This window comes from Micromonospora sp. H61 (assembly GCF_018070325.1).
In the GTDB taxonomy this organism is placed as follows: Bacteria; Actinomycetota; Actinomycetes; order Mycobacteriales; family Micromonosporaceae; genus Micromonospora; species Micromonospora salmantinae.
In genome coordinates this window covers 73,593-88,176 of record NZ_JAGPXY010000008.1, presented here as the reverse complement: position 1 = coordinate 88,176, position 14,584 = coordinate 73,593, and the positions used below count along the sequence as shown (strand labels likewise).

14 protein-coding genes are annotated in these 14,584 nt (G+C 72.8%); 4 read left to right on the top strand and 10 right to left on the bottom strand.

Annotated elements, in window-relative coordinates:
- Positions 1-44 precede the first annotated feature (44 nt).
- Complete coding sequence (locus tag KBX08_RS06855; RefSeq protein WP_210781735.1) at positions 45-929, bottom strand: MHYT domain-containing protein; 885 nt, start codon at positions 927-929, stop codon at positions 45-47.
- Between the two features lie 166 nt (positions 930-1,095).
- Complete coding sequence (locus KBX08_RS06850; protein WP_210781734.1) at positions 1,096-3,897, bottom strand: RNA helicase; 2,802 nt, start codon at positions 3,895-3,897, stop codon at positions 1,096-1,098.
- Between the two features lie 86 nt (positions 3,898-3,983).
- On the opposite strand from KBX08_RS06850, the gene KBX08_RS06845 reads away from it, so the two are divergent.
- Both KBX08_RS06845 and KBX08_RS06840 read left to right on the top strand, forming a co-directional pair.
- Positions 3,984-4,754, top strand: a complete 771-nt coding sequence (locus KBX08_RS06845; RefSeq protein WP_210781733.1) for an HAD family hydrolase — start codon at positions 3,984-3,986, stop codon at positions 4,752-4,754.
- Positions 4,755-4,821: 67 nt separating this feature from the next.
- On the top strand, positions 4,822-5,739 hold the full coding sequence (locus KBX08_RS06840; RefSeq protein ID WP_238688848.1) for a DMT family transporter: 918 nt from the start codon (positions 4,822-4,824) through the stop codon (positions 5,737-5,739).
- Here the strand turns inward: KBX08_RS06840 and KBX08_RS06835 are convergent.
- The 6 genes from KBX08_RS06835 to KBX08_RS06810 form a co-directional block, all read right to left on the bottom strand.
- Entirely contained in the window at positions 5,702-6,625 is a 924-nt protein-coding gene (locus KBX08_RS06835) for a diacylglycerol kinase (protein ID WP_210781732.1), read from the bottom strand. The two genes, KBX08_RS06840 and KBX08_RS06835, sit on opposite strands and share 38 nt — an antisense overlap.
- Before the next feature lie 137 nt (positions 6,626-6,762).
- On the bottom strand, positions 6,763-7,716 hold the full coding sequence (gene tatC / locus KBX08_RS06830; protein WP_210781731.1) for a twin-arginine translocase subunit TatC: 954 nt from the start codon (positions 7,714-7,716) through the stop codon (positions 6,763-6,765).
- Positions 7,717-7,734: 18 nt separating this feature from the next.
- Positions 7,735-8,049, bottom strand: a complete 315-nt coding sequence (tatA, locus tag KBX08_RS06825) for a Sec-independent protein translocase subunit TatA (RefSeq protein WP_210781730.1) — start codon at positions 8,047-8,049, stop codon at positions 7,735-7,737.
- Between the two features lie 159 nt (positions 8,050-8,208).
- A complete protein-coding gene (locus tag KBX08_RS06820; protein ID WP_210781729.1) occupies positions 8,209-8,454 on the bottom strand; it encodes a hypothetical protein in 246 nt (81 codons plus the stop codon).
- 10 nt (positions 8,455-8,464) lie between these two features.
- A complete protein-coding gene (locus KBX08_RS06815) occupies positions 8,465-9,520 on the bottom strand; it encodes a YafY family protein (protein ID WP_210781728.1) in 1,056 nt (351 codons plus the stop codon).
- The gene (locus tag KBX08_RS06810) at positions 9,517-10,515 is read right to left on the bottom strand and encodes a YafY family protein (protein WP_210781727.1); all 999 of its coding nucleotides are present in this window, start codon (positions 10,513-10,515) and stop codon (positions 9,517-9,519) included. The genes KBX08_RS06815 and KBX08_RS06810 overlap by 4 nt, the downstream gene beginning before the upstream one ends.
- A gap of 117 nt (positions 10,516-10,632) precedes the next feature.
- Here KBX08_RS06810 and KBX08_RS06805 point away from each other — a divergent pair, with 117 nt between their 5' ends.
- Positions 10,633-11,637, top strand: coding sequence for a cation diffusion facilitator family transporter (locus KBX08_RS06805; protein ID WP_210781726.1), 1,005 nt, complete (start codon positions 10,633-10,635; stop codon positions 11,635-11,637).
- A 48-nt stretch (positions 11,638-11,685) separates the two neighbouring features.
- Entirely contained in the window at positions 11,686-12,771 is a 1,086-nt protein-coding gene (locus KBX08_RS06800; RefSeq protein ID WP_210781725.1) for a DUF3866 family protein, read from the top strand.
- A gap of 130 nt (positions 12,772-12,901) precedes the next feature.
- Here the strand turns inward: KBX08_RS06800 and KBX08_RS06795 are convergent, their stop codons facing one another.
- Positions 12,902-13,105 carry a hypothetical protein gene (locus KBX08_RS06795; protein ID WP_210781724.1) on the bottom strand — a complete coding sequence of 68 codons (204 nt, stop codon included), beginning with the start codon at positions 13,103-13,105 and terminating at the stop codon, positions 12,902-12,904.
- Between the two features lie 78 nt (positions 13,106-13,183).
- A complete protein-coding gene (gene pafA, locus KBX08_RS06790; RefSeq protein ID WP_210781723.1) occupies positions 13,184-14,542 on the bottom strand; it encodes a Pup--protein ligase in 1,359 nt (452 codons plus the stop codon).
- Between the last annotated feature and the right edge of the window lie 42 nt (positions 14,543-14,584).

Here is a 14,584-nt window from a genome sequence, read left to right as displayed (position 1 = left end):
TCTACGAGGCCACCAGCAACGCGGCGCGGGCCGACCGCACGGCGTCAGCGCGGCGGCGTGTCCCGGCGGGACGGGAACGGAGTGCCGGGCTGGCCGAGGGTGGAGCGGGCGCGTAACCCGACCGGGTCGGGAGCAGCGGTGGGCGCCGGGGCCGCCGGCTCCGAGAGCCGCCGCTCGTCCAGGTACGCGGTGGCGGCCCGGTCGTCATCGGTCGGAGCGGCGAGCAGCGCGTAGAGCAGACCGACGACCCCGAAGACCACCGCCAGCACGATCGGCACCAGCAGGGTGCTCACCCCGGCGCCGGTCACCTCACCCGTCCGTTCGTGGCGGTGCACCGACAGGGCGCTCATGCCGGTGAAGTGCATCCCGTTCACGGCGATCCCCATGACCAGCGCGGAGGCGAAGATCGCCAACCCCCGCCGGACGGTCATCGCGAGCCACAGCGCGACGGTGGACGCCACCACGGCGATGACCACCGAGAGCACGACCCGGCCCGTGTCGTAGCCGAGGCTGCCGTTGAGGCGCATGGCGGCCATGCCGGTGTAGTGCATGGAGGCCACGCCGGCGCCGGTGAAGATACCTGCGGCGATCAGGCGTACCGGATTCAGCCGGCCGGTGCCCACGATGGCCAGGCCGATACCGACCGCCACCACGGCGATGGCCGTGCTGGCCGCGGTCAGCGGCACGTCGTAACGGATCCGGGTGTTCTCCACGGCGAAGCCGAGCATGGCCATGAAGTGCATCGCCCAGATGGCGGTGCCGCCCAGCGCCCAGGCCGACAGCAGACCCCACCACGCCCGCTGGCCGTTCGTGCGGGCCGTGCGGATGCGCCCGGCGCAGACCAGACCGAGGATCGAACCGAGCACGGACAGCGCGTAGCTCAGCGCGGGCGTGATCCACCCGTACTCAAAGTGATTGATCTCCGCCACGGCGGCTTTCTCCCCATTCGTTACCGACGCGTCAACAAGACGCCTCGGCAATGATCAGGGGTGCTGTGATCAGGCGCAACAGTGCCCCCCGGGCTAATCGCGGGGTGCCGCGGCGGTGACCGTCCGCTGCGTCGATTCGGCCGCCGAAAATGACTGAGCGTAGTTGTCAGGCTGACGTGTGGTACGCGAGAACACCTCGATTGACTGCCGCTATAGCCTGTCGGGCCGTCGACCGCAGCTCCGTTGTGGCACCGCCAGAGTCGGCAATCTGACCGAGCAGGTCGACGACCTGTCGGGCCCACCGGACGAAGTCACCGGCGGGCATCTCACCATCGATCTCGTGACCGCTGCCGAGCACCTTGGCCAGCGCCTCGCCCCTGGCCCACCGGTAGACGGGCCAGGCGAAACCGAGATCCGGCTCCCGGGTCGCCGTCAGCCCCCGCGCCGCCTCGTCGGCCTCGATCTCCCCCCACAGCTTCAACGTCTCGTCCACCGCGTCGGCCACCGGCCCGCGCGGCAGCGACGCCCGCTCGTCGACATCGCGGCGCGCCTCGAACACCACCACTGACACCGCGGCGGCCAACTCGGCCGGGGACAACCCGTTCCACACCCCCCGGCGCAGGCACTCGGCGACCAGCAGATCCGCCTCGGTCCAGATCCGGCCCAGCATCCGACCGGCGTCGGTGACCGCGCCGTCGCGGGCGAGGTAGCCACGCTCGGTCAGCAGCGCCACGATCCGGTCGAACGTTCGCGCGAGGGAACCCGTACGACCACTGACGCGCTCGCGCAGCTCCTCGGTGTCGCGCTCCAGCCGCCGACGCCGCTCCGCCCAGCGGGCGTGCTCCTCCCGCTCCGGGCAGGCGTGGCAGGGGTGGTGACGCAGCTCGGTGCGGAGCTGGGTGATCTGGTGGTCCTCGCCGGTCACCTGCCGGGAACGGCCCCCGCGTCGGCCACCGTGCCGATCCAGACCGGTGCCGCTGACCTCGGCGGCGAGATCCCGCCGGGCACCCGGAGACCGGTGGTTGAAGTGCTTGGGCACCCGGATCCGGGCCAACACCTCGGCCGGGGTGGTGAAGTCACCGGGGCTGACCCGCCCGGCCCACCGGTCCTGGGTGAGCACCAGCGGCCGGGGCTCACCGAACCCACCGGTCGCCGGGTCCAGCACCACGGCCAGCCCGGCCCGCCGGCCCGACGGCACCCGGATCACGTCGCCGACCCGCAGCCGCTCCAACGACGCCACCGCCGCGGCCTTGCGCTGGGTCTGCCCCTGCCGGGCGATCGCCTTCTCCCGGTCGGCGATCGCCACCCGCAGCGCGAAGTACTCGTCGAAGTCGCCGTGATGGCAGGCGGCCTCCGCGCCGTACGCCTCGATGGTCTCGGTGTTGCGCTGCACCTGCCGGGCCAGGCCGACCACCGACCGGTCCGCCTGGAACTGGGCGAACGAGGACTCCAGCAGCGCCCGAGCCGGCTCCGCGCCGACGGTGCCGACCAGGTTCACCGCCATGTTGTACGACGGCCGGAAACTGGAGCGCAGCGGATAGGTGCGGGTGGACGCCAGCCCGGCCACCTGCCGTGGGTCGGTCTCCGGGGACCACACCACGACGGCGTGCCCCTCCACATCGATGCCTCGGCGGCCGGCACGCCCGGTGAGCTGGGTGTACTCCCCCGGGGTCAGGTCGACGTGCGCCTCGCCGTTGTACTTGACCAGCCGTTCCAGCACCACGCAGCGGGCCGGCATGTTGATGCCCAACGCCAGCGTCTCGGTGGCGAAGACCGCCTTGACCAGGCCGCGGACGAACAACTCCTCGACGATCTCCTTGAACACGGGCAGCATGCCGGCGTGGTGGGCGGCCAGGCCGCGTTCCAGGCCGTCCAGCCACTCCCAGTAGCCCAGGACCGACAGGTCCTCGCCGGGAATGGCGGTGACCCGCGACTCGACGACCCGTCGGATCTCGGCCCGCTCCTCCGCCGAGGTGAGCCGCAGCCCGGCGGCGAGACACTGCTGCACCGCGGCGGCGCAACCGGCCCGGCTGAAGATGAACAGGATCGCCGGTAGCAGACCCTCCCGGTCCAGCCGGTCGACGATGTCCGGGCGCAACGGGCCACGCCAGCGCGGGCCACGCCGGCCGGCACCGGGCCCCGCGCTGCGCCCCTCACCCAACTCCAGCCGCCGCGCGGTCTCCCGGGTGTAGCGCAGCAACTCCGGGTGCACGTCGTGCTTACGGGCGGCGTCGGCGTCGTGGAACAGGTCGAACATCCGCTTGCCGACCAGCATGTGCTGCCACAACGGCACCGGCCGGTGCTCGCTGACCACCACGGCGGTCTCGCCGCGCACGGTGACCAGCCAGTCGGCGAACTCCTCGGCGTTGGAGACGGTCGCCGACAACGAGACCAGGGTGACAGAGGCGGGCAGGTGAATGATCACCTCTTCCCAGACCCCACCGCGGAACCGGTCGGCCAGGTAGTGCACCTCGTCCATCACCACGTACGCGAGGCCCTGCAGCGTGCTCGAGCCCGCGTAGAGCATGTTGCGCAGCACCTCGGTGGTCATCACCACCACCGGCGCGTCGCCGTTGATCGCGTTGTCGCCGGTCAGCAGGCCGACCTGCTCGGCGCCGTACCGGGCGACCAGATCGTGGTACTTCTGGTTGGACAGCGCCTTGATCGGCGTGGTGTAGAAGCACTTGCGCCGCGCCGGTGGGGTCGTCGCGTCGACGTCGGGCACCGGGTCGTCGGGCCGCCCCCGCAACGCCAGGTGGACGGCGAACTCCCCCACCACCGTCTTACCGGCGCCGGTGGGAGCGCAGACCAGCACACCGCTGCCCCGCTCCAACGACTGGCACGCCTCCCGCTGGAAGTCGTCGAGGTCGAACCCCAACTCGAGGGCGAACTCGTCCAACGCCGGAAACTGTGCGGCTTGTGCGGCCTTGCGGCGCGCCGCTGCGTACCGCTCGGCGGGGCTCGACATGGCACCAAGATTAGTGCGTGCCGAGTCATGTCACCCCACAAGGCCGTCCGGAGGCACGGTCGGGGGCGGTCGGTAGGGTGCACGGCGTGCCGGACCATGCCGAACCGCCCCAGACCAGTCCGCCGGGCACCGCTGAGGCGCCCGCCGCCCGCCGGGCGTCCCGACGCCCTGTCAAGGCGGTGCTCTTCGACTTCCACGGCACCCTCGCCCAGGTGGAGGACCCCCAGCGGTGGGTGCTGGAGGCCGCGGCGGCCTGCGGCGTCACCCTGGACCGGGTCCGCGCCACCTCGCTGGCCGACCGCCTGCTGACCGCCGGCCGCGCCGGCGGGCCACTGCCGGCACGGGTGCCGCCCCGACTCGCCGAACTGTGGGCCGACCGGGACCTCTACCAACACGCCCACCGGGGCGCGTACACCGGGCTGGCCGAGACCGTCGACGCCGGCATCGACGGCTTCGCCGACGCGCTCTACGAGCGGCTGCTGACCACGGAGGGTTGGCTGCCGTACGCCGACACCGCGCCCACGCTGACCGCGCTGCGCGACGCCGGGGTGCCGGTGGCGGTGGTCAGCAACATCGGCTTCGACCTGCGGCCGCACTTCGACACCTGGGGGCTGACCGACCTGGTCGGCGCGTTCGTGCTCTCCTACGAGGTGGGGCGCTGCAAACCCGACCCGGCGATCTTCTGGCGTGCCTGCGGCATGCTGGGCGTCGACCCGGAGCAGACCCTGATGGTCGGTGACTCCCCGGCGGACGCGGGCGCGGTGGCCGCCGGCTGCTCGGTGCTGGTGCTCCCGGCGGCCGAGCCGGGCCGGGAGAACGGGCTGGGCGCTGTGCTCGACCTCGCCCTGCCAGGCTGACCGGCGGTTGCCTCGGCCACGCCGGTGGACACCGCCGCAGGTTGGCCAGGGCGGACGCCCTACCGTCGTGCCCGTGACCGAGATCCTGCTGCCCACCACGGCGCCGGCCGACACGCCACCCGCCCGACGCGGTGGCGTCACCGCCGTGGGGCTGGTGCTCGGCGGGGCCCTGTCGGTGCAGTTCGGCTCCGCCGTGGCCGCGTTGCTCTTCCCGCGTACCGGGGTGGCCGGCGCGGTGACCCTGCGGCTGACCATCTCGGCGGTGCTGTTACTCGTCGTGTGCCGGCCCCGACTGCGCGGACACGACCGGTCGGCCTGGCTCGCGGCCGGCGCGTTCGGGCTCGCGCTGGCCGGCATGAACTCGCTGTTCTACCAGGCCATCGAACGCATCCCGTTGGGCCCGGCGGTGACGCTCGAGGTGCTCGGCCCCCTCGCCCTGTCGGTGTTCTCCGCCCGCCGACTGGCCAGCTGGGGCTGGGCGGGTCTCGCACTGGCCGGGGTGGCGCTGCTCGGGCAGGGCGGCTTCGACCGGCTGGACCCGGTCGGAGTGGCCTTCGCGTTCGGCGCGGGCGCCATGTGGGCCGCGTACATCGTGCTGAGCGCCCGGGTCGGCGGCCGCTTCCCCGGCGCGGACGGGCTGGCCCTGGCGCTGGCCGTCGCCGCGCTGGTCACCCTGCCGCTGGGCATCGTCGACGGCGGCGCGGTACTGCTCGACCCGCCGGTGCTGGCGCTCGGCGCCGCCCTCGCGGTGCTCGCCTCCGGGCTGCCCTACACCCTGGAACTGCTGGCGCTACGGCGGATGCCCACCGCCACCTTCGCGGTGCTGATGAGCCTCGGCCCGGCCGTCGCCACGCTCGCCGGGTGGCTGGTGCTGCGGCAGGCGCTGACAGTGCTGGAATGCGCCGCCATCGTGCTGGTCATCGCCGCCAGCATCGGCGCGGTACGGGTCAACGCAGCAGCCGCAGGGCACCCGGAACCGCGCTGATCGTCACCGGCAGCCTCAGGGAGCGTTCCCCGTCGGCGTACGAGGTGATGCCCTCGGCGGCCAACTCCACGGTGCGGGCCCGGAAACTGCGCACCAGCGGGTGGCTGACGTGGGTGCCCTGGTAGATGCGCGGCTTCACCCGGACCAGGGTCCGCCGGTTGACCCGACCCGCCACCACCACGTCGAGCAGTCCGTCGGTCGGGTCCGCGTCGGGGCAGATCCGCATCCCACCGCCGTACGTGGGACAGTTGCCCACCGCCACGAGCACCGCGTCCAGGTCGTGTGACACCCCGTCGAGGCGCAGCGTGTAGCGGCGTGGGCGCAGCCGGGCCAGCTCGACCAGGATCGCCAGGTCGTATCGGCGCGGGCCACGGGGCCAGCGCATCCGGTTGGCCCGCTCGTTGACGATCGCGTCGAACCCGGCCGCGAGGACCGCCCCGTACCAGCGCTCGACGCCGTCGACCCCGACCATCCGGGCCAGGTCGACCGGTTGACTGCGACCGTCACGCACCGCCTCGGCGATCACCGCCGCCGCGGCGAGAGGGTCGGCCGGGAAGCCGGTGTCCAGGGCGAAGTCGTTGCCGGTGCCGGCCGGGATCGGGCCGAACGGCACGGCGGTCCCGGCGACCGCCTGCAACGCCCGGTGCACGGTGCCGTCCCCACCGACCGCCACGAGCGCGCCAGCACCGTCGGCGACGGCGGTCCGGCACGCCGCCTCCGCCTCGGCGGGGCTCGACGCCGGCAGCAACCGGATCGGCCGCCCGGCGGCGGCCAAGCCGTCCAGCAACCGGGGCAGCAACGCGCGGTGCCGTCCACGGCCGGCGGTCGGGTTGGCGAGCACGGCGACCGGGCCGGGCAGGTGATCGTCTGCGGTCACGGGCAGCACCGTACCGGTCGGACACCCGCCGTTCACCAGGGGCGGGTGCCGTCACCATCAGTTGCGCCGCCGACGCGCCAGGTGACGCGACGACGCCGCCCCCGGTGAACGGGGACGGCGTCGGTGGACCGGTCGGCGCGGGGCCGTCAGGTCATGTCGTCGTAGCGGCGTTCGATCGGCGCCGGTGGGGCGACCGGTTCGGGTACGCCGATCGGCGCTGCCGAGTCGACCCGCTGCCCCGCCACGACCGGGTCCGCGTCGAACTCCAACGGCGACACCTCGTCGTCGTCGATGCCGGCGTAGACCTCCTTGCCCCGCCCACGCCGCCGATCGTTGAGGAACGCGACACCGACCGCGGCGAAGTAGAGCGCGGACAGGCAGAGCGCCAGAGCGGTCATCCCGAACGGATCAGGGGTGGGAGTGACCACGGCGGCGAAGGCGAAGAACACGAAGATCGCCACCCGCCACCAGCTGAGCAACCGTTTCGCGCTGGCGATGCCCACGAAGTTGAGCATCAGCACGATCAACGGGAACTCGAAGGCCACCCCGAACAACAGGATCAGGTTGGTGACGAAGGAGATGTACCGGGTGACTTCCAGGGTGGTCGAGATGTCGTCGCCGGACACGTTCATCAGGAACTCGAGGCCCTTGGCGGTGACGAAGAACGCCAGCACCGCGCCGGCTGCGAAGAGCGGCGCCGCCAAGGCGGTGAAGGCGTAGGCGTAGCGCCGCTCGTGCCGGTGCAGACCAGGCGCGATGAACGCCCAGAGTTGATAGAGCCAGATCGGCGCCGCGATGATCAGGCCCACCCACAGGCCGATCTTCAGGTTCAGCAGGAACAGGTCGGCCGGGCCGAGCTGAACGAAGAGGCACTTGTTGGTCTCCGGGTCGACCGACCCCGGCAGGTCGCAGTACGGCTTCGACAGCAGGATCCGGACCGGCTCGGCCAACCAGATGCCGAAGCCGAAGCCGATCATGATCGCGAGCGACGCGCGGAAGAGCCGGTTGCGCAGTTCGCGAACGTGCTCGATGAGCGTCATCGAGCCGTCGGCGGCCCGCTCGAAGGTGCTCGAGCCGCGTTTACGCAGTGCGAAGGCCACGGGAGTGGGGCCCTTCGGTCAGTTGTCGCGGACGCGGTGCACCGGGTCGACGACCGGCTGCTGCGGCGGCGCCTGCTGGTACGGGGCCTGCTGCGGCTGGCCAGCGTGCGGCGCCTGCTGCCCGGCGTGCGGCGGCAGCGGCTGGTAGCCGGCCTGCGCGTCGGCCTTCTCGGCGAGGTCGCGGTCGTCGTCCTGCAGGCTCTTGGTCTCGGCCTTGATGATCCGCAGCGACCGACCCAGCGAACGGGCCGCGTCGGGGAGCCGCTTCGCACCGAAGAGCAGGATCAGCACAACCACGAGAACAGCGATGTGCCACGGCTTGAGGGCACCCATGAGAAGCTCCAGTCGCTCTGTGTCCGGGGGGTGGTACGCAGCCCATCGTACGTGCGGATCGGCTGCCCGCCACCCACTGGGTGGTGGTGGTCTGGGCGGGAGGGTGAAGTCTTGACCAACCCGCGATGATCCGTCAACCGCCGCCGGCTGCGTGCCCGATCAGCCGCGCTTGGCCTTGATCACCGCGAGTCGCCGGGAGGTGGTGTCGAGCCGACGTTGGACTTCCTCGGCACGCTGTTGCAGCGCCTCGGCGGTGTCCCGCAGCGCCTCGGCCTCGACGGCCCGCCGCTGCAACGCCACGGCGGCGCGGCGCAGTCGGGGCAGCCGGGCGAGCACCGGGCGCACGGCCAACGCGAGCGCCACGAGGGGTAGCAGCACCACCGCGAGCACGATCCAGATCAGCACGGCGGTCAGCCTACTGGGTGCGGCCGGCCACCGCCGGGTCACCCGACGGCGCGCGCGCCGGGTCGACCGCGGGCGGCCGGGGCACGGCCGTGGGCGCGGGCACGGCGTACGCGTCCAGCGCGGCGGCCGCCGTCGCCCGCACCTGCTCGGCCAACTCGACCGGGGCGACCACAGTCACCTCCGGGCCGAGGCCCAGCACGAACCGGCGGGCCCACCCCAGGTCGGTGACCCGCAGGGAGACGAGCCACTGGTCGCCGTCGCCGGCCTCCACCCGCTCGCACGGGTAGTACTCGGTGATCCACCGCTCGCCCCGGCCGATGCGCAGGGTGATCAACGGCAGGTCGGCCGAGGGGCGGAACACGCCCTCGGTGAGGTCGTGCGGGACGGCCTGCGGCGGCACCGTGGCCGGCTCGTCCAGCTCGGTGACCGCGTCGATGCGGTCGGCGCGGAACAGCCGGACGGCCTCCGCACGCCGACACCACGCCTCCACGTACGCCCGGCCGCCGACCATGAGCATCCGCAGCGGGTCGATGACGCGTTCGGTGGTCTCGTCCCGGGCGGCGGTGTAGTAGGTGATCCGCAGGGCCTTGCCGCCCTCCACGGCGGCGCGCAGCGCCTCGACCCGCCGGGTGTCCCCGGGCAACCGGACCGCCACCGGCGCGCCCACCAGGTCGCCCGCGGCCTCGATCTTGGCGAGGGCCCGCTCGACGGCCTCCCGGTTGGCCACCCCGGGCGTCTCGGCCAACATCCGCAGCGCCACCACCAGCGCGAGGGCCTCGTCGGGGGTCAGCCGCAACGGCCGGTCGATGCCGGCGTCGTAGGTGATGGTCACCCGGTCACCGTCGAACGCCATGTCGATCAGGTCACCGGGGCCGTACCCGGGCAGCCCGCACACCCAGAGCAGCTCCAGGTCCTCCCGGAGCTGGCGCTCGGTGACGCCCAGGTCACCGGCCGCCTCGGCGATCTCGATGCCGGGCCGGGCCAGCAGGTAGGGCACCAGGTTGAGCAGTCGGGCCAGCCGGTCGGCGGACGCGCGGGAACCGTTGCGGGCGGCCGGGCGGGTCACCGGGCACCCTCGCTGACGGCCAGCTCGTCGTGGCGCACGGCGATCTCCTTGAGTCGTTGGATGACCGCCTCGCGGACCTCCGGTGGGTCGAGGACCCGCACGTCCGGGCCGTAGCCGACGAGATGACCGGCCAGCCCGTCCGGGTCGGCGTACGGCAGGACCAGGCGGTCGCCGTCCGGCCCGGCGGTCACCTCCACCGCCCAGCGGCGCAGCCCGGCGGCCCGCCCGGGCGCGGCCAGCACTGTGGCCCGACCGGTGCGCTCCACCGGACCCGACCAGCGGGCCACGTGGCTGATCAGGTCGACGTTGGCCGGCGGCTCGTACGCGCCGGGGGCGCCGGTCACCCGGACCGCGCCGACGACCCGGGACAACCGGAAGCAGCGGGTCGCCTCCCGGTCCTGGTCGTGGCCGACCACATACCACCGTCCGCGCCAGCAGACCACGCCCCACGGTTGCAGCCGCCGCCGGCTGGGCGCGTCGCGGTCGGGCACCCGGTAGTCGAACCCCACCTCGCGGCGGTCCCGGGCGGCGGCGGTCAGCGGCGCGAACGCCGGGTCGACAGTGACCATCGGCTCCAGGCCGAGGGTCGCCTGCGGGTCCACGTCCACCCCGGCGGCACGCAGCTTGGCCAGCCCGGACGACGCGGCGGCGGCCAACCCGGCGTGCTGCCACAGCCGGGCGGCGATGCCGACCGCTGCTGCCTCGTCCGGTTCGAGGAGGATGTCGGGCAGCGCGTACTCGCGGTGGGCGATCCGGTAGCCGGGCTCGGCGTCGAAGGCGCTCGCCGTGCCGGTCTCCAGTGGCACACCCAGCTCACGCAGCTCGGCCTTGTCCCGCTCGAACTTGCGCTGGAACGCCTCGTGGTCGCGCGCGTCGTCCGGATCGTGCTCGTAACCGGGCACGGTCGCGGCGATCTGCGCGGCGGTCAGGAACCGTCGCGTGGACAGGAGGCAGATCACCAGGTTGACCAGGCGTTCGGTGCGGGTCCGCGACACGCGGTAGACGCTAGCAGCCGACCCGCCCACACCGTGCACCCACGCGGGCGTGCCGCACACTTGTTCGGATCGGGCCTCCTCCGGCGCGTCGCCGTCGGCGGTCATAGGGTGATCCTCATGTCGCAGGCGGAGGCCAGGCCCGAGAGTGAGAGCGTCGGCACGGTCGTCGTCGCCGGCGCCGCCAACCTCGCCATCGCGGTCGCCAAGCTGATCGCCGGGCTGATCTCCGGATCAGCCGCGATGCTCTCCGAGGCGGCGCACTCGATCGCCGACACGACCACCGAGGTGCTGCTCTTCCAGGCGCTGGGCCGCGGCGCCCGCCCGGCCGACCAGCGACACCCCTTCGGGTACGGCAAGGAAAGCTACGTCTGGGCGTTCTTCGCCGCCATGTTCACGTTCGTCGCCGGCGCCGGTTTCGCCGTCACCCACGGCGTCACCACGATCCTGGTGCACGAGCACAGCGGCGACTACCTCATCTCGTACATCGTGCTCGGGGTGTCGTTCGTCATCGAGTCGATCTCACTGTCCCGGGCGGTGCGGCAGGTCCGCCGCGAGTCGCGACGCTGGCGGACCACGCCCCGGCGGTTCCTGCGGCTGACCGCCGACACCACGGTCAAGGCGGTCTTCCTGGAGGACAGCGCGGCCCTGATCGGCCTGGTGCTGGCCGGGCTCGGCGTCGGCCTGTCGCACGCCACCGGCGACGAGGTGTGGGACGGCGTCGCGTCGATCCTGATCGGGCTCCTGCTGCTGACCGTCGCCGGGGTCCTCGCCGGCAACAACCTGTCGCTGCTGGTCGGCCGGGCCGTCCCGGAGCGGCTGCGCCACGAGATCGAGCGGGATCTGGCCGGGCTGCCCGAGGTGGAGCGCATCGACACCCTGTTGACCATGCAGCTCGGCCCACAGGACATCCTGGTCGCCGCGAAGGTCGACTTCCGCGACGAGGCCACCGGCGCGCAGATCGAGGCCAGCGCCGACGAGGCCGAGCGGCGGCTCACCGACCGGTACCCGGAGATCCGCTTCGTCTTCCTCGACCCGACCCGTTCGATGCCGGGCGCCACCGGCACCGCCCGGCACACCCAGGCCGGGCCGAGCCCGGACGCCGGTGGCCCCGAGCCGACCTGACCACACCCGGGCGCGGGCCGCCACGCCCGCGCGGCTAGCGTGCCCGTCATGGTGCGATGGCGTACGGGGACGGTGGCGACGCTGCGACGGCAGTGGACCGGGGCGGTGGAGCTGGACGTCGACCTGCCCGACGGCACGCGGATGCGGGCGCTGGCCTACCCGGAGCTGGTCGGCACGCCCGAGCCCGGCGACCGGGTGCTGCTCAACGCCGGCGCGCTGCTGATGGGGTTGGGCACCGGCGGGTACGCCCTGGTGGTCGCCCTGCCGGACCGGCTGCCGCCGGACCCGCCGGACGTCGCCGACACCCGCGACGCCGGGCACCTCGTCAAGGCCCGCTACACGCCGTTGCAGCCGATCCTCCTCGGCGTCGACGAGGAGGCCTCTCCGCACCGCGACGTGCTGGCCGACGCGGACGACCTGGGCGGCCTGCCGGTGGTCACCGCCGACCTGCACTCGGCGCTCCCGGCGATCCTGGCCGGCATCCGGGCCGACGCCCCGCCGTCGGTGAGCAGGTACGCCACCCGCGCCTGCGGGGCGCTGCCCGCCTGGTTCTCCCGCACCCTCGACGGGCTGCGGGCCGAACTGGCCGGCACGGTCACCGTCGGGCAGGCGTTCGGTGGCGACCTGGAGGCCACCACCCTGCACGGTGGTCTGCTCGCCGCCCGGTACGTGCTCCGCGCGGACGTGGCGATCGTGGCTCAGGGACCGGGCAACCTGGGCACCGGAACCCGATGGGGCTTCTCCGGCGTCGCCGTCGGCGAGGCCGTCAACGCGATCGCCACGCTGGGCGGGAAGCCGGTCGGCTCGTTGCGCATCTCCGAGGCCGACCCCCGCCCCCGACACCGGGGCGTGTCACACCACAGCCTCACCGCGTACGGCCGGGTGGCGCTCGCCCCGGCGGAGCTGGTGGTGCCCGAGGACCTGGCGCCGCCCCTCGCGGCCGAGGTGCACGCGGCGCTGGTGCCCCTGGCGACCCGGCACCGGATCGTCCGGGTGCCCACCGGCGGTCTGGACGCCGCGTTGCGGGCCAGCGCCGTACCCCTGTCCACCATGGGCCGTGGCCTCGACGCCGACCACGCGTACTTCCTGGCGGCAGCCGCCGCCGGCCGCCACGCGGTAACCCTCCTCCCCTAACCCCCGACCCAGCCCTCGGGCCGGGCCCTCACCCGGTTGATCATGAAGTTATTGCCCGCCGCCTCGGCGTGTCATGGCAATAACTTCATGATCAACGCGAGCTGGGGTGGGGTGGGGGTGCTGGGGTGGGTTAGGCCAGGAAGATCAGGGCTAGCCAGCCGCCCACGATGAGCACCAGCGCCAGGGCCAGCACCCACGTCGGCACCGTGTATTCACCGCGCCGGTTACGGTCGATCTCGGCGCGGATCTTCTCCCGCCGGCGTTCGATCCAGTTCTGCCGCTCGGTGCCGCGCTCGGAGCGCTCGGAGCGGTCGGATGGTCCAGAAGTCGTCATGGCGCGCTCAGCTTAACCGCTCGGTGCGCCGGGCTGACCGGCCCCGTCGGCGCAGCGCACCGACGGGGCCGGAACCGGTCACATGCTGGCGATCAGTCGCTCCACCCGCTCGTCGTACGCCCGGAACGGGTCCTTGCAGAGCACTGTGCGCTGCGCCTGGTCGTTGAGCTTCAGGTGCACCCAGTCGACTGTGAAGTCGCGGCGCTTCTCCTGGGCGTGCCTGATGAACTCGCCCCGCAGCCGGGCCCGGGTGGTCTGCGGCGGGGTCTCCTTGGCCTCGAAGATCTCCGGATCGGTGGCCACCCGGTCGACGTCGCCGCGGCGCTCCAGGAGCCCGTAGAGGCCCCGGCCGCGGCGCACGTCGTGGTAGGCCAGATCCATCTGCGCCACCCGGGGGTGCGACAGCGGCAGGTCGTGCTTGCGCTGGTAGCGCTCGATCAGCCGCAGCTTGCTGACCCAGTCGATCTCCCGGGAGACCGGCTCCAGATCGCCGCTCTCCACCGCGTTGAGCACCCGGCCCCACAGCTCGACGACCCGCTTGGCGGCCTGGTCGCCGCCGCGTCGCTCGACGAACTCGGTGGCCTTGGCGAGGTACTCCTGCTGGATGTCCAGGGCGCTGACCTCCTTGCCGTTGGCCAGCCGCACCTTGCGCCGGCCGGTGATGTCGTGCGACACCTCCCGGATGGCCCGGATCGGGTTCTCCAGGGACAGGTCGCGCATCACCACCCCGGCCTCGATCATCCGCAGCACGATGTCGGCGGTGCCGACCTTGAGCAGCGTGGTGACCTCGTTCATGTTGGAGTCGCCGACGATCACGTGCAGCCGCCGGTAGCGCTCGGCGTCAGCGTGCGGCTCGTCGCGGGTGTTGATGATCGGGCGGCTGCGGGTGGTCGCCGAGGAGACGCCCTCCCAGATGTGCTCGGCCCGCTGCGAGAGGCAGTAGACCGCGCCGCGTGGGGTTTGCAGAACCTTGCCGGCCCCGCAGATCAACTGCCGGGTGACCAGGAACGGGATGAGCACGTCGGCGAGCCGGCCGAACTCGCCGTGCCGGGAGACCAGGTAGTTCTCGTGGCAGCCGTACGAGTTGCCGGCCGAATCGGTGTTGTTCTTGAACAGGTAGATCTCACCCGCGATGCCCTCGTCGTGCAGCCGCTTCTCCGCGTCGACGAGCAGCCCCTCCAGGATCCGCTCGCCGGCCCGGTCGTGGGCGACGAGATCGGTCACCGAGTCGCACTCCGGTGTCGCGTACTCCGGATGCGACCCGACGTCCAGGTAGAGCCGGGCCCCATTGCGCAGGAAGACATTGCTCGACCGGCCCCAGGACACCACGCGACGGAACAGATACCGCGCTACCTCGTCCGGGGACAGCCGCCGCTGCCCGCGATAGGTGCAGGTGACGCCGTACTCGGTCTCGAGGCCGAAGATTCGCCGCTCCATGGTGTGACATTAGCCGCCCGGAGGCCCGGTTCGTCACTGTCA

What these genes read in the sequence shown, in the direction of transcription:
- KBX08_RS06850 (WP_210781734.1), bottom strand. Translation starts at nt 3,897, where the DNA reads ATGTCGAGCCCCGCCGAGCGGTACGCAGCGGCGCGCCGCAAGGCCGCA.
- tatA (WP_210781730.1), bottom strand. Translation starts at nt 8,049, where the DNA reads ATGGGTGCCCTCAAGCCGTGGCACATCGCTGTTCTCGTGGTTGTGCTG.
- KBX08_RS06805 (WP_210781726.1), top strand. Translation starts at nt 10,633, where the DNA reads ATGTCGCAGGCGGAGGCCAGGCCCGAGAGTGAGAGCGTCGGCACGGTC.
- KBX08_RS06800 (WP_210781725.1), top strand. Translation starts at nt 11,686, where the DNA reads ATGGTGCGATGGCGTACGGGGACGGTGGCGACGCTGCGACGGCAGTGG.
- KBX08_RS06795 (WP_210781724.1), bottom strand. Translation starts at nt 13,105, where the DNA reads ATGACGACTTCTGGACCATCCGACCGCTCCGAGCGCTCCGAGCGCGGC.
- pafA (WP_210781723.1), bottom strand. Translation starts at nt 14,542, where the DNA reads ATGGAGCGGCGAATCTTCGGCCTCGAGACCGAGTACGGCGTCACCTGC.